Origin of the sequence: Winslowiella sp. 2C04, assembly GCF_050037805.1 — a bacterium.
In the GTDB taxonomy this organism is placed as follows: Bacteria; Pseudomonadota; Gammaproteobacteria; order Enterobacterales; family Enterobacteriaceae; genus Erwinia; species Erwinia toletana_A.
In genome coordinates this window covers 312,712-326,686 of sequence record NZ_CP188300.1, presented here as the reverse complement: position 1 = coordinate 326,686, position 13,975 = coordinate 312,712, and the positions used below count along the sequence as shown (strand labels likewise).

Here is a 13,975-nt window from a genome sequence, read left to right as displayed (position 1 = left end):
CATTATGGACCTGTTCGAAAATGATGGCAAGCCCTTTGTTCACAAAGACGGTTTGAATGCCTGGAAGTTCGTCACCCGGAAAACTATGCTGCCGTACGTTATTGATGCCGCACAGCAGCATAATCAAACTGTTACATGTTTGCTTGTTGATAGAACGACAGATCGAGATACGGTTCAGGATCGCTTAACGTCCTGGCAGGAATACCATATTTGGAACGCAGTGCCAGAACCAGCTTCATCCCCTCGGGATGGAGAGCGGAATCGCGAAAGAATCCGGTTTCTGGCGTCAGCATAATATCCAACGTACCTTTCGCCAGTGCAGGCGTCATTGAGGCCCCTGCGTTGGCCACCAGAATAGCCTCTGCCACCTGACGATTTTGCGGATTATACAGCCAGTCAATGGCTTTCCTGTAGGCGCGGATAAAACCCACGACAGACTGACGATTCTGTTGCGCCCAACTCCGGCTAACCGCAGCGGTCATTCCCTGATACGGCCCCAATTCATCTGATACCCTGGCCAGCGTGCGTAATCCAGCGGCCTGCCCCAGCAGGTCGAATGGCGTCATCTGGATGGTGGCTGCGTGACTTTTATCTGTCAGCATATCGCGATAGCGACTGGCAACCCCACCCGCACGTTCGAATTTGACAGAACTCTCCTCAACGCCATTTCGCGCCAGCATCTCCCGCATCACGAATGCAAAACCGGTGGTCATGGCATCAACAGTAATCGTCCGCCCCTTTAACGCTGCGATACTTTCAACATCAGGCTGCGCCGATATTGAAAGAAATCCGTTGTCGGAAGCCAAAACAGACACCACGTCGATCTTCTGTCCCGGCGGAATCCACGCTTCTCCCTGCCCCTCACGATAAGCGATAACATTGTCAAACGTCGTCATGGCAACATCGTAGTTTCCGGCGATTAAATTCGACATCTGATAGGTAGAGCCGGGAGTGAAATCCAGACTCACTTTCAACCCCTCATCAGCAAAAAAGCCCTGTCGCTCGGCTACCCATATGGGCAAGTTGAAACCACCGGCAAATCCAATCACCCGAATATCTTTGGCGGTATCGGTCGGCGGCCTTAGCTCCGGGAACACCCGTTCGCTTTGCGCTACAGCACTATGCGTCATTGAGAAAAAGGCAGTTGCCGTCAGTATCATTTTGAGTATTGCGGTCCATTTCATCTATAGATTTCCTATCCAGACTCGGTTGAAGACGCAGCGGTATCCGATATATCAGCGATCCTGCTGAGACGGTTCACATCGACTATTAACAACGGTCAGTTAACAGCAATAAATTAGATGAGACGCCAGTTAAAAAGTTCAGGGCTGAGTTATTCGAAGGGACATTGAAGGACGGCGAATGTTTATGTTTCCGGGCGAGACTCATCGGACAACCAGAAAGAAGTCGCGTAATAATCTGAAGAGGGAGTGTTATTCACTGCATCAGTGAAAAATATTCGCTGGCAGCAATCTGCAACTGGAAAAAATTAAGGCTTGTGTCAGGAAGTGTATAACTGGGAGGTTTGAAAAAAAATTTGGAGCGGGAAACGAGACTCGAACTCGCGACCCCGACCTTGGCAAGGTCGTGCTCTACCAACTGAGCTATTCCCGCTCTGCGTACCAATAAAATTCTTCACCGGTACGGGGTGCGCATTATACGAAAAATTATCTCCCCCGCAACTCCCGGAAAGTAATTATTTTCGCTTTCGCAGCAATTGCTGTTTTATTAGCCCATCGCTGTACAAATTATTAGCGCGGGCGGCAAAACGCCGCCCGTGAGGTTCAGGGCTGAATAAAATGTTCGCGGTAATAAGCCAGTTCAGCGACTGATTCACGAATATCATCCAATGCCTGATGCGTACCCTGCTTTTTAAAACCTGGCAGAATTTCTGGTTTCCAGCGGCGAGCCAGCTCTTTTAAGGTGCTGACATCAAGATAACGATAGTGGAAATAGGCTTCCAGCTCCGGCATATATTTAAACAAGAAACGACGATCCTGACCGACGCTGTTGCCACAAATCGGTGACTTATTTGCCGGTGCCCACTGTTGCAGAAACTCGATGGTCGCCCGCTCAGCAGCGCGATCGTCAAACTGGCTGGCTTTGACCCGCTCGACCAGCCCGCTGCCGGTATGGGTGCGCACATTCCAGTCATCCATTAACGCCAGCTGTTCATCGCTCTGATGAACTGCAATCACCGGGCCTTCCGCCAGAATATTCAGATTGGCATCCGTCACCAGCGTCGCAATCTCAATAATGCGATCGCGCTCGGGATCGAGGCCGGTCATTTCAAGGTCGATCCAAATCAGGTTATTTTCATTTCCGCTCATGTTTAATCCCGCAGTTGCCAAAGTCGTCATTACAACGAATAAGGGTGTATCATAGACGTTTTGCCCGGTATGGGCGAACCGCCGTCAGTTCTGTGAGGTAGAGTGAGCAAAAATAAACTGTCCAAAGGTCAACAACGTCGCGTCAGCGCCAACCACGATCGCCGCCTGAAACAGCGTGAAGGCAAACCTGAGCCTGACGACAGCCTGTTTGGTGAAGCGCGCGATGGTATTGTGATCAGTCGTTTTGGCATGCACGCCGACGTCGAGGATGCTGATGGAACGGTGCATCGCTGCAACATTCGTCGCACTATTCGCTCGCTGGTCACCGGCGATCGCGTTGTCTGGCGTCCGGGTCAGGAAGGCGGCGCAACGGTAAAAGGCATTGTTGAAGCGGTGCATGAACGCACCTCGGTACTGACACGTCCGGATTTCTATGACGGCGTTAAACCGATTGCCGCTAATATCAATCAAATCGTCATCGTCTCGGCGATTTTGCCCGAGCTTTCACTGAATATCATCGACCGCTACCTGGTTGCCAGCGAAACGCTGGATGTCGAACCACTGCTGGTGCTGAATAAAACCGATCTGCTGGATGACAAAGGCCGTGCCTTTGTGGATGAGCAGATGGATATTTATCGCCATATTGGCTACCGCGTATTGATGGTTTCCAGCCATGAAAAACAGGGCCTGAAAGAGCTGGAAGAGGCACTGACTGGCCGCATCAGCATCTTTGCCGGACAGTCCGGCGTCGGTAAATCCAGCCTGCTGAACGCTCTGCTCGGCCTCGATCTGGGTCGCGATGAGATTCTGACTAACGACGTCTCTGATGTTTCCGGCCTCGGTCAGCACACCACTACCGCCGCCCGTCTTTATCACTTCCCTCACGGCGGGGATGTGATTGACTCACCTGGGGTACGTGAATTTGGTCTCTGGCACCTCGAACCGGAACAAATCACCCGTGGATTTGTCGAATTCCGTGAGTTTCTTGGTGATTGTAAATTCCGCGACTGCAAACACGATACCGATCCAGGCTGCGCCATTCGCGAAGCGGTGGATAACGGCACCATCAATGAGTCGCGCTTCTTTAACTACCACCGCATTCTCGAAAGCATGTCACAGGTAAAGACACGTAAAAACTTCGCCAGTGATGACTAATCTGTACACCAACAGGCAATGATGTCTGGTACATAGCCTAAAGAAACGGGCGCTGCTACAATTCGCCCCCTTTTTCTCTCAACGTCGTGTATTAAGCCAGGAGGCTAACGTGTTGGATCGTATTAAACTCGGCCTGAATTATTTGCTGCCAAAGAAGTGGTTAACTGAATTAGCCGGATGGGGCGCCAGCAAGCGCGCAGGATGGCTGACCAAAGCAGTTATCGACAGCTTTGTCTGGTTCTATAAGGTCGATATGTCCGAAGCTCAGAAAGCGGATACTGCGACCTATCGCACCTTCAATGACTTTTTTGTCCGCCCACTGCGTGACGACGTGCGCCCAATTGATACCGACCCGAATCTGCTGGTGCTGCCTGCCGATGGCGCAATCAGCCAGCTCGGTCATATTGATGGCGACAATATTTTCCAGGCCAAAGGGCATAACTACTCGCTGGAAGCGCTGCTGGCCGGTAACTATCAAATGGCCGACCAGTTCCGTGACGGCGAGTTTGTGACCACTTACCTTGCGCCTCGCGATTATCACCGCGTACATATGCCGTGTAACGGTATCCTGCGCGAAATGATCTATGTACCCGGCGACCTGTTCTCGGTTAACCCGCTGACCGCGCAAAACGTACCGAATCTGTTCGCGCGTAATGAACGCGTCATATGTTACTTCGATACTGAATTTGGCCCAATGGTGCAAATTCTGGTCGGTGCGACCATTGTCGGCAGCATCGAAACCGCCTGGTCAGGCACGGTAACGCCGCCGCGTACCGGCGTAATCAAACGCTGGACCTGGCCGGGTGCTGAAGAAGAAGGTTCCGTGGTATTGCTGAAGGGCCAGGAAATGGGCCGCTTTAAACTTGGCTCAACGGTAATCAACCTGTTTGCGCCAGGCAAAGTAAAACTGGCAGAAAGCCTGACGCCGGAAACCAAAACCCGTCTCGGTCAACCGCTGGCAATTGCCTTGCAGAAAACCGATGCCGAAACCGTGTTACATCACCAATAGCAGAACCTAACGTGCGCCTGATTCTTACTATTTTACTGGGCTGTTGTTTAAGTTGGCCCGTGTTAGCTGCCAGTCTTCCCGATGACGGCCTGCTTAAGCAAGAGCTTGAGCAGGCTAAGTCTGGCAAAAATACGCCGAATCAGGCGGAACTGGTTCAGACGCTGGAAACCGCGCTGAACTGGCTGAATGAGCGTAAAGCCTCGCTTGAACTGACCGATCAATACCAACAGGTCATCGACGACTTTCCGAAACTGTCCCGCGAACTGCGCCAGCAAATCACCAGTCTGACTGACAGCACCAAGTCGGTACGCAGCACTATGACCAGCGCTGAACTGGACCAGGAGATCCTGCAAATCAGCAGCCAGCTGCTGGAAGAGGGTCGCCAGGCTCAGCAGGAGCAGGATCGCGCACGCGAAATCAGTGATTCAATGTCGCAGCTGCCTCAGCAGCAGACCGAAGCACGTCGTGCATTGAGTGAAGTTGAGCGCCGGTTGCAGTCACAACCCAGCGCCACCACGCCAATGGCGCAGGCACAAATCTACGTGCGTCAGGCTGAGTCAGCCGCTCAGAAGGCTCGCGTTGACGAGCTGGAGCTGGCGCAGCTGTCGGCGAATAACCGTCAGGAACTGGCGCGCATGCGCGCTGAAGTCCACCAGAAAAAAGCCGCCCAGTTGGACAACTATCTGCAGGCGTTGCGCAATCAGCTGAACAGCTTGCGTCAGCGTGAAGCTGAGCTGGCGCTGGAGCGTACCGAACAGCTGGCGGAAAATAGCGGCGATCTGCCGCCGGGCATTACTGAGCAGTTTCGCGTTAACCGCGAGCTGTCTGGCGAGCTGAATCAGCAGGCGCAACGTATGGATTTGGTGGCCTCACAGCAACGACAAGCCACCAATCAGACCATTCAGGTACGTCAGGCGCTGAGCACCATTCGTGAACAATCTCAGTGGTTGGGTGCCTCCAATCTGTTAGGCGAAGCCCTGCGCGCCCAGGTCGCTCGTCTGCCAGAAATGCCGAAATCTCAGCAGCTTGACAGTGACATGGGCCAGTTGCGCGTGCAGCGCCTGTATTACGAAGATCTGTTAAATCGTCAGCAACAGCTGAGACAGCAGAAGCAGGAGAATGGCGAGGAGCTGACTAATGAACAGAAACGCATTCTTGATGCCCAGCTGCGTACCCAGCGGGAACTGCTTACCTCGCTGATTTCAGGTTGTGACACCTTAATTCTCGAAGTCACCAAGCTGAAAGTAGCCAACAGCCAGTTACAGGATGCGCTAACAGAAATTAACGAGGCCGCGCACCGTTACCTGTTCTGGACCGCTGATGTCAGTCCGATTGGCCTGAAATATCCAATCGATGTGGCACACGCGCTGAACCGTCTGTTATCTCTGGATACTTTAGGCCAGCTCGGCGGCGCATTTGTGATGATGCTTACCAGTCGCGAAACGGTGCTGCCGATTATCGCGGCGCTGCTGTTAGTCGGCATCAGCATCAGTTCTCGTCGTCACTATCATGCATTCCTCGAACGAGCGACCAGCCGCGTCGGTAAAGTAACGCAGGATCAATTCAGCCTGACGATGCGTACCGTGTTCTGGTCAATTGTGGTGGCCTTACCCCTGCCGGTATTGTGGGCAGCGCTTGGCTATGGTTTGCAACACGCCTGGCCCTACCCCATCGCCGTGGCGATTGGCGACGGCGTAACGGCGACGCTGCCGGTGCTGTGGGCATTTATGATCAGTGCCGCTTTTGCCCGGCCACAAGGCCTGTTTGTGGTGCATTTCCGCTGGCCGAAACAGCGCGTGGCGCGCGCCATGCGCTACTATTCACTGTCGATCGGCTTTATCGTGCCGCTGATCATGCTGTTGATCGCTTTTGATAATCTGGAAGAGCGACAGTTTTCCGCCACGCTTGGTCGCCTGTGCTTTGTGCTGATTTGCGGTGCATTAAGCCTGGTAACCGTCAGCCTGAAGCGCGCCGGCCTGCCGTTGTATCTCGATAAAGAGGGGAACGGCGAAAACGTTATTAATAAGATCCTGTGGAATCTGATGATCTGCATTCCGCTGGTCGCCGCGCTGGCCTCCTGCATTGGCTATCTGGCTACCGCACAAGCGCTGCTGGCCAGGCTGGAAACCTCAGTTGCTATCTGGTTCCTGCTGCTGATTATTTACCATATCATCCGCCGATGGATGCTGATTCAGCGTCGCCGCATTGCCTTTGATCGCGCACGTCAACGTCGTGCCGATATGCTGGCGAATCGCGCACGCGGCGAAGAAGAAGCGCAGCAAACCAGCGACAGTGTCGACCTGGATGAGCCGGTAATCGACCTCGATGCCATCAGTGCCCAGTCACTGCGGCTGGTGCGCTCAATTCTGACGCTGATCGCGCTGGTTTCGGTGATTGTGTTGTGGTCTGAGATTCATTCCGCGTTTGGCTTCCTGGAAAACATTAAGCTGTGGGACGCCAGCACCACGGTACAGGGTGTGGAAAGTATTGAGCCAATTACCCTCGGTTCAATACTCATCGCCATCCTGGTATTGATTATTACCACCCAGCTGGTGCGCAATATGCCCGCGCTGCTGGAACTGGCGCTGTTACAGCATCTTAGCTTAACTCCCGGCACCGGCTATGCGATTACCACCCTGACCAAGTATGTGCTGCTGTTGGTGGGTGGGCTGGTCGGTTTTTCGATGATTGGTATTGAGTGGTCGAAACTGCAATGGCTGGTTGCCGCACTCGGTGTCGGACTGGGTTTTGGTTTACAGGAGATCTTCGCCAACTTTATCTCTGGCCTGATCATTCTGTTTGAGAAACCGATCCGTATAGGCGATACCGTGACCATTCGCGATCTTACCGGGAGTATTACCCGCATCAATACTCGCGCCACCACCATTACTGACTGGGACCGTAAAGAGATCATTGTGCCGAATAAGGCCTTTATTACCGAACAGTTCGTCAACTGGTCTCTCTCTGACTCCGTTACGCGCGTGGTACTGACTATACCGGCACCGGCCACCGCTAACAGTGAGGAGATCAATACCATCCTGCTGCAGGCCTCAGAGCGCTGTAGCTGGGTGCTGGATACGCCGCAGCCTGAAGCCTTCCTGGTAGATTTACAACAGGGGATTCAGCTGTTTGAGCTGCGTATTTATGCCGCCGAGATGGGTCATCGCATGCCGTTGCGTAATGAGCTGCATCAGCTGATTCTGCACGGTTTCCGTGAGCACGGTATTGAGATGCCGTTCCCGCCATTCCAGGTACGTATGGAAACGCTGGGGCAAAAAACCCCCGCCAGCAACGGCGCGCCGGCAGCGAGAACCTATAAATCGGGTGGGTTATAAATCATCGATACGGGCGGCGCTTGCCGCCCGTTGATTTAGCAGCGATCGACCGGGAAGGCGATCACATCACTTAAACGCTCGGCTTTTAAGGCCAGCATCACCAGACGATCGACACCCAGCGCCACACCCGAGCTCTCAGGCATACCCTGTGCCAGCGCATCCAGCAGGTTGGTATCAATCGGCTGTTTTGGCAAACCGCGTGCCGCGCGACGACGATTATCCTGCTCAAAGCGCTGACGCTGTTCACGACTATCGGTCAGTTCACGGAAGCCATTCGCCAGCTCAATGCCTTTGTAATAAACCTCAAAACGTTCAGCTACACGGTGATCCTCAGTGCTGATCTCGGCCAGTGCCGCCTGCGACGCCGGGAAGTGATAAACAAAAGCGGGTTTATCCTGTCCAATCCTGGGTTCCACTCCCAGCATAAACAGCAGTTGCAGCAGCGTATCGCGATCTTCTTCCGCATTAGCCAGATCGCCAACGCCAAGTTTAGCCGCCGCTTCACGCAGCTGCGTTTTATCAGCCGACAGCGGATCCAGTTCCAGATGGCGGATAAACGCCTGCTGATAAGAGAGGGTCTCTGCGCTGTCACACTCCAGCACCTGCTGCAGCAAATCATCCACTTCGTTCATCAGACGATACATATCGTAATGCGGGCGATACCACTCCAGCATCGTGAATTCAGGATTATGGTGACGCCCGGCTTCTTCATTACGGAAACTGCGACCCAGCTGATAAATCGGACCGCTACCTGCTGCCAGCAGGCGTTTCATATGGTATTCCGGGCTGGTCATCAGGTAGAGATCCAGCCCTGCGGCTGCACCCGGGCCGACAAAGCGCGTCTTAAACGGGAACAGGTGAACATCAGTGACAGTTGCCTGACTCATTGCCGGAGTTTCTACCTCCAGCACGCCACGATCGGCAAAGAAACGTCGTATTTCAGCTAAAATCGCTGCACGTTTCAACAAATTGGCAATGGGTGCGCTCGGCTGCCAGCTTGCCGTATCGCTCATGGTAGTTACTCCGAAGTCAAACAGGGGGGTGAAGTCTACCCGTATCGCAGTGAGCAAACAAACTTCTGAGCAAATTCTCATCCAAATAGCCGCAAACCTCAAAATTACTCATTCAGACTTATTCGCAGCAACAATCTCAATTTATCGAGTAGTTATCCGCTGCCTGACAAATATCACCTATAATTAAGCGACTCATCTATAAAGGAATAGCTTATGCAACTGTGGAAAATGCTGGTAGCCGTTACTGGCGCACTGCTTTCTGTCGCCTGTAGTACCACCCCACCCAAAAATGTCACCGTGGTTGAAGGTTTTCAGGCAGATCGCTATCTCGGGACCTGGTATGAGATCGCACGTCTCGATCATCCCTTCGAGCGCGGACTCGATCACGTCACTGCAACTTACAGTCAACGCGATGACGGTGGCCTGAAGGTGGTAAACCGTGGCTTTAACGCCAAAAAGCAGAAATGGCAGGAGAGCGTCGGTAAAGCCTACTTTACCGGTGACAGCCAGCGCGCGGCGCTGAAAGTATCATTCTTTGGGCCGTTTTACGGCGGCTATAACGTGATTGCGCTGGATGATAACTATCAACATGCGCTGGTGTGTGGGCCTAATCGGGATTATCTGTGGATTTTATCGCGTACGCCAACGCTGGATGAGTCAGTGAAACAGCAGCTGGTTGAGAAAGCACGCCAGAACGGTTTCCCGGTCGAGAAGTTAATCTGGGTAAATCAGAGCTAAGGAAGGGGCCGGTACGGCAGAAAGCCCGTACCGGTTAACAGATTACTGAGTGCTCTTCTGGATCGCCTGACCACCCGCTTCAACATCTTCACCAACACCACGCGTGGTATTACAGGCAGACAGCAGGGAAGAAAGAATCAGTACGGAAAAAATAGTAGCAATACTCTTCTTAAACATAGCAATTTCCTTTTAACAGAAGTTATTAGTACAGCGCTATAAGCATAGGCGGTGAATCGACACTCTGCTTATTGCACGCGGGTTAAAAGGAAATATTTTCAGAAGAAAAGAGAATCAGCTCGCAGCGCGAGAAATGGCCCCGCCAAGATGGCGTACATCTTCGCCAAAACCATGGAAAGTATTACAGGCGCTGAGGGCACCCGTCATCAACAACGCGATGGCGACCAATTTAGCAAGCTTAATCATTCGGTTCTCACATTGAGTTGAGAGGCGTACCAGAAGTACGCCTTCGACACACTTATTTTACGCGTGACACGTATTCGCCAGAGCGAGTATCAACTTTGATCACTTCGCCGATCTGAACAAACAATGGCACTTTAACGGTTGCGCCGGTAGACAGCTTAGCTGGCTTGCCGCCGGTACCTGCGGTGTCACCCTTCAGGCCTGGATCGGTATCAACGATCTCCAGTTCAACGAAGTTTGGTGGTAATACCTGGATCGGACGGCCGTTCCACAGCGTCACGATACATTCTGCATTATCCAGCAGCCATTTCGCTGCATCACCGACTGCTTTCTCTTCAACCTGATGCTGTTCGAAAGTTTCCGGGTGCATGAAGTGGTAGAACTCACCGTCGTTGTACAGATAGTTCAGGTTAGTATCTACAACGTCTGCGCCTTCAGCGGAGTCGGTAGATTTGAAGGTTTTCTCAACGCGGCTTCCGGTCAGCAGGCGGCGCATTTTAACGCGTGCGAAGGCCTGGCCTTTACCTGGTTTAACGAACTCGCTGGATTCGATAGCGTAAGGTTCGCCTTCGAACATGATTTTGAGACCGGGACGGAAATCGTTGCTAGAATAAGTCGCCATAAAGGCCCTCTAATATTAATACTGGTACTTAGCCAAAAAAATGGCACACATTGTAACCCTAAATAGCCCTTCCAGAGAAGATTGGTTGCAGCAACTTGCTGATGTAATCACTGAACCAAATGAATTACTGCAACTTTTAGCTCTCGATTCGCATCCCGAGCTGGTTGCAGGACGTGACGCGCGCCGACTTTTTGCCCTGCGCGTGCCGCGTGCCTTCGTCTGGAGGATGAAGAAAGGCGATCCGCAAGATCCGCTGCTGCTGCAAGTTTTGACCGCTCAGCAGGAATTTGTCGATGCACCAGGTTATAGCACTGACCCGCTCGATGAGCAAAGCAGCGTGGTGCCTGGTTTACTGCATAAATACAAAAATCGTGCGTTGCTGCTGGTAAAAGGCGGTTGTGCGGTCAACTGTCGCTACTGTTTCCGCCGCCATTTCCCTTATCAGGATAACCAGGGCAACAAACGCAACTGGCAAAACGCTCTCGATTATATTCGTCAGCACCCGGAACTGGATGAAATTATTTTTTCCGGTGGCGATCCACTGATGGCAAAAGACCATGAGCTGGACTGGCTGATCGGCGAGCTGGAAGCGATTCCGCACCTGAAACGCCTGCGTATTCACAGCCGCCTGCCGGTGGTGATTCCGGCGCGTATCACCGAGAGTCTGTGTCAGCGCCTGGCGCAATCGCGTCTTCAGGTACTGCTGGTGACTCATATTAACCACGCGCAGGAAATTGATGATGCGCTACGTCACGCTATGCTGATGTTGAAGCGCGCCGGCGTAACGTTGCTCAATCAGAGCGTGCTGCTGCGCGGTATCAATGATAATGCCACCACGCTGGCGGCGCTGAGCAATGCGCTGTTTGACGCCGGAGTGCTGCCCTATTATCTGCACGTGCTGGATAAAGTGCAGGGCGCCGCGCACTTCTTTGTGCCGGATGATAAAGCTCGCGCTATCGTGCGGGAATTGCTGTCGATGGTATCAGGTTATATGGTGCCGAAGCTGGCGCGTGAAATTGGCGGTGAGCCAAGTAAAACGCAGCTGGATTTGCAGCTGCGCCAGGAATAATGCCCTTCAGTATCACAGGGGCGGCGAAAACGCCGCTCCTGCAACTGAATATCCCTTACGGGCATTTATAAACCTGGCCGCTCATCTTACTGTCCAGCGGTGCAAAGCTGGACCAGATGTTCTGCGTCGGACTGGTCGCGCCGTAAATCACGTTGCCGCCCATTTCGGCCGCACGATTACGCAGATCGTTCGCTGCGCCACGCAGTGAACTCCCCTCGCCGCCGGAACCGTTCAGCCAGTTGCTTTGCGAGCCGGTGACATTGCCCAGCAACTGGCATTCAGCTGCCGGTTGTTGATCGGTAAAAGTCACGCGTTGACCGGCTGAGTCCAGTTCTTTCGTGGTGCTACAGCCTGTCAGCAGCATCGCCGCGACAGAGAGTCCCAGCAAGACGTTAATCCGCATTTTAATCCCCATTTATTATCATCAGAGTCAGGCAGAAGCGTACCAGAAAACCGTGGGTTTTCTTAACCATCCGTTGCCACTTAATCTGTTCATTATTAAACACGCGCCACTACTTATACTATTTTCCCCCACAAAAGAAAAACCCCCTGCCATTACTGACAGAGGGTTTCGCTTTACGACCAGAGGGGGATTACATCATTCCGCCCATACCGCCCATGCCGCCCATGCCACCAGCAGCACCCATATCAGGCGCATCACCTTTAGGCAGGTCAGTGACCATACATTCAGTAGTGATCATCAGGCCAGCTACAGAGGCCGCGTACTGCAGTGCAGAACGGGTCACTTTAGTTGGGTCAAGGATACCGAAGTCGATCATATTGCCGTACTCTTCGGTCTGCGCGTTGTAACCGTAGTTGCCTTCGCCCGCTTTCACGTTGTTAGTCACAACAGATGGCTCTTCACCGGCGTTAGAAACGATCTGACGCAGTGGAGCTTCCATCGCGCGCAGTGCAACACGAATACCAACAGTCTGGTCTTCGTTCTGACCGGTCAGGCCTGCCAGTTTAGAGGCAACACGCACCAGCGCTACGCCACCACCAGCAACCACGCCTTCTTCAACCGCAGCACGGGTCGCGTGCAGAGCATCTTCAACGCGCGCTTTCTTCTCTTTCATTTCAACTTCAGTTGCTGCACCCACTTTCAGTACGGCTACGCCGCCTGCCAGTTTAGCCACACGCTCCTGCAGTTTTTCTTTATCGTAATCAGAGGTCGCTTCTTCGATCTGCTGACGAATCTGAGTGACTCGACCTTTGATAGCACTCTCTTCACCCACGCCATCGATGATGATGGTGGTGTCTTTGTTGATAACAACGCGTTTCGCCTGGCCCAGATCTTCCAGCACGGCTTTTTCCAGTTCCATACCGATCTCTTCAGAGATAACGGTACCACCGGTCAGGGTCGCAATATCCTGCAGCATGGCTTTACGACGGTCGCCGAAACCAGGTGCTTTAACTGCAGCCACTTTCACGATGCCGCGCATGGTGTTAACCACCAGAGTAGCCAGTGCTTCGCCTTCAACATCTTCAGCGATGATCAGCAGTGGTTTACCGGCTTTAGCAACGGCTTCCAGTACTGGCAGCATTTCACGGATGTTGGAGATTTTTTTATCAGCCAGCAGAATAAATGGCGTTTCCAGTTCTACTGCGCCAGTTTCTGGTTTGTTGATGAAGTAAGGGGACAGGTAGCCACGGTCAAACTGCATACCTTCAACCACATCCAGCTCGTCCTGCAGGCCGGTGCCTTCTTCAACGGTGATAACACCTTCTTTGCCCACTTTTTCCATCGCCTGAGCGATCAGAGTACCCACGGTCTCATCGGAGTTAGCAGAGATAGTACCAACCTGAGCAATTGCTTTAGAGTCTGAGCAAGGAACAGACAGGGCTTTCAGCTCTTCAACCGCAGCGATAACCGCTTTGTCGATGCCGCGCTTCAGGTCCATTGGGTTCATACCCGCTGCAACGGCTTTCAGGCCTTCGTTTACGATGGACTGTGCCAGTACGGTAGCGGTGGTGGTACCGTCGCCCGCAGCGTCGTTAGCTTTAGAAGCGACTTCTTTCACCATCTGTGCACCCATGTTCTCGAACTTGTCTTCAAGTTCGATTTCACGTGCGACAGAAACACCATCTTTAGTGATGGTCGGTGCACCAAAAGATTTATCCAGAACCACGTTACGGCCTTTCGGGCCCAGGGTAACTTTTACTGCATCTGCCAGTACGTTAACGCCACGTAGCATTTTTACGCGTGCATCATTACCGAATTTTACGTCTTTAGCTGCCATTTTAAATTCCCTTCAATTGGTTACGTTCAGTGAGGTACGCGTAA

Annotated in this window: 13 protein-coding genes and 1 tRNA gene; 5 read left to right on the top strand and 9 right to left on the bottom strand. The window is 52.7% G+C overall.

Annotated elements, in window-relative coordinates:
- Positions 1–131 precede the first annotated feature (131 nt).
- The 3 genes from ACP3TC_RS01485 to orn all read right to left on the bottom strand — a co-directional run bounded on the left by ACP3TC_RS01485 (position 132) and on the right by orn (position 2,330).
- Complete coding sequence (locus ACP3TC_RS01485) at positions 132–1,184, bottom strand: ABC transporter substrate-binding protein (RefSeq protein ID WP_313854084.1); 1,053 nt, start codon at positions 1,182–1,184, stop codon at positions 132–134.
- Positions 1,185–1,538: 354 nt separating this feature from the next.
- A tRNA-Gly gene (locus ACP3TC_RS01480) sits at positions 1,539–1,614 on the bottom strand.
- A gap of 170 nt (positions 1,615–1,784) precedes the next feature.
- Entirely contained in the window at positions 1,785–2,330 is a 546-nt protein-coding gene (orn, locus tag ACP3TC_RS01475; protein WP_313854086.1) for an oligoribonuclease, read from the bottom strand.
- A 102-nt stretch (positions 2,331–2,432) separates the two neighbouring features.
- Here orn and rsgA point away from each other — a divergent pair, with 102 nt between their 5' ends.
- The 3 genes from rsgA (at position 2,433) to mscM (ending at position 7,829) form a co-directional block, all read left to right on the top strand.
- Positions 2,433–3,485 (top strand): small ribosomal subunit biogenesis GTPase RsgA, encoded by a 1,053-nt coding sequence (gene rsgA, locus ACP3TC_RS01470; protein ID WP_313854088.1) that lies wholly within the window; start codon positions 2,433–2,435, stop codon positions 3,483–3,485.
- Between the two features lie 109 nt (positions 3,486–3,594).
- A complete protein-coding gene (asd, locus tag ACP3TC_RS01465) occupies positions 3,595–4,494 on the top strand; it encodes an archaetidylserine decarboxylase (protein WP_313854090.1) in 900 nt (299 codons plus the stop codon).
- An 11-nt stretch (positions 4,495–4,505) separates the two neighbouring features.
- A complete protein-coding gene (gene mscM / locus ACP3TC_RS01460; RefSeq protein ID WP_313854091.1) occupies positions 4,506–7,829 on the top strand; it encodes a miniconductance mechanosensitive channel MscM in 3,324 nt (1,107 codons plus the stop codon).
- A 35-nt stretch (positions 7,830–7,864) separates the two neighbouring features.
- Here mscM and epmA read toward each other — a convergent pair whose 3' ends face one another.
- The gene (epmA, locus tag ACP3TC_RS01455) at positions 7,865–8,842 is read right to left on the bottom strand and encodes an elongation factor P--(R)-beta-lysine ligase (protein WP_313854092.1); all 978 of its coding nucleotides are present in this window, start codon (positions 8,840–8,842) and stop codon (positions 7,865–7,867) included.
- A 213-nt stretch (positions 8,843–9,055) separates the two neighbouring features.
- On the opposite strand from epmA, the gene ACP3TC_RS01450 reads away from it, so the two are divergent.
- Positions 9,056–9,580, top strand: coding sequence for a lipocalin family protein (locus tag ACP3TC_RS01450; protein WP_313854093.1), 525 nt, complete (start codon positions 9,056–9,058; stop codon positions 9,578–9,580).
- Positions 9,581–9,622: 42 nt separating this feature from the next.
- Here ACP3TC_RS01450 and ACP3TC_RS01445 read toward each other — a convergent pair whose 3' ends face one another.
- The 3 genes from ACP3TC_RS01445 to efp form a co-directional block, all read right to left on the bottom strand.
- Positions 9,623–9,757 carry an entericidin A/B family lipoprotein gene (locus ACP3TC_RS01445; RefSeq protein ID WP_052898817.1) on the bottom strand — a complete coding sequence of 45 codons (135 nt, stop codon included), beginning with the start codon at positions 9,755–9,757 and terminating at the stop codon, positions 9,623–9,625.
- Positions 9,758–9,871: 114 nt separating this feature from the next.
- Positions 9,872–10,003: an entericidin A/B family lipoprotein gene (locus ACP3TC_RS01440; RefSeq protein ID WP_072133238.1), complete on the bottom strand. Its 132-nt coding sequence runs from the start codon at positions 10,001–10,003 to the stop codon at positions 9,872–9,874.
- 52 nt (positions 10,004–10,055) lie between these two features.
- A complete protein-coding gene (gene efp / locus ACP3TC_RS01435; RefSeq protein WP_052898816.1) occupies positions 10,056–10,622 on the bottom strand; it encodes an elongation factor P in 567 nt (188 codons plus the stop codon).
- A gap of 40 nt (positions 10,623–10,662) precedes the next feature.
- On the opposite strand from efp, the gene epmB reads away from it, so the two are divergent.
- Positions 10,663–11,691 carry an EF-P beta-lysylation protein EpmB gene (epmB, locus tag ACP3TC_RS01430; protein ID WP_313854096.1) on the top strand — a complete coding sequence of 343 codons (1,029 nt, stop codon included), beginning with the start codon at positions 10,663–10,665 and terminating at the stop codon, positions 11,689–11,691.
- 55 nt (positions 11,692–11,746) lie between these two features.
- Here epmB and ACP3TC_RS01425 read toward each other — a convergent pair whose 3' ends face one another.
- Both ACP3TC_RS01425 and groL read right to left on the bottom strand, forming a co-directional pair.
- Complete coding sequence (locus ACP3TC_RS01425) at positions 11,747–12,094, bottom strand: DUF4156 domain-containing protein (RefSeq protein WP_313854098.1); 348 nt, start codon at positions 12,092–12,094, stop codon at positions 11,747–11,749.
- Positions 12,095–12,284: 190 nt separating this feature from the next.
- On the bottom strand, positions 12,285–13,931 hold the full coding sequence (gene groL, locus ACP3TC_RS01420; protein ID WP_313854099.1) for a chaperonin GroEL: 1,647 nt from the start codon (positions 13,929–13,931) through the stop codon (positions 12,285–12,287).
- Between the last annotated feature and the right edge of the window lie 44 nt (positions 13,932–13,975).

Bases quoted from the DNA above. Each gene is read 5' to 3' on its own strand.
- ACP3TC_RS01485 (WP_313854084.1), bottom strand. From the start codon at position 1,184: ATGAAATGGACCGCAATACTCAAAATGATACTGACGGCAACTGCCTTT.
- orn (WP_313854086.1), bottom strand. From the start codon at position 2,330: ATGAGCGGAAATGAAAATAACCTGATTTGGATCGACCTTGAAATGACC.
- epmA (WP_313854092.1), bottom strand. From the start codon at position 8,842: ATGAGCGATACGGCAAGCTGGCAGCCGAGCGCACCCATTGCCAATTTG.
- ACP3TC_RS01450 (WP_313854093.1), top strand. From the start codon at position 9,056: ATGCAACTGTGGAAAATGCTGGTAGCCGTTACTGGCGCACTGCTTTCT.
- ACP3TC_RS01445 (WP_052898817.1), bottom strand. From the start codon at position 9,757: ATGTTTAAGAAGAGTATTGCTACTATTTTTTCCGTACTGATTCTTTCT.
- ACP3TC_RS01440 (WP_072133238.1), bottom strand. From the start codon at position 10,003: ATGATTAAGCTTGCTAAATTGGTCGCCATCGCGTTGTTGATGACGGGT.
- efp (WP_052898816.1), bottom strand. From the start codon at position 10,622: ATGGCGACTTATTCTAGCAACGATTTCCGTCCCGGTCTCAAAATCATG.
- epmB (WP_313854096.1), top strand. From the start codon at position 10,663: ATGGCACACATTGTAACCCTAAATAGCCCTTCCAGAGAAGATTGGTTG.
- ACP3TC_RS01425 (WP_313854098.1), bottom strand. From the start codon at position 12,094: ATGCGGATTAACGTCTTGCTGGGACTCTCTGTCGCGGCGATGCTGCTG.
- groL (WP_313854099.1), bottom strand. From the start codon at position 13,931: ATGGCAGCTAAAGACGTAAAATTCGGTAATGATGCACGCGTAAAAATG.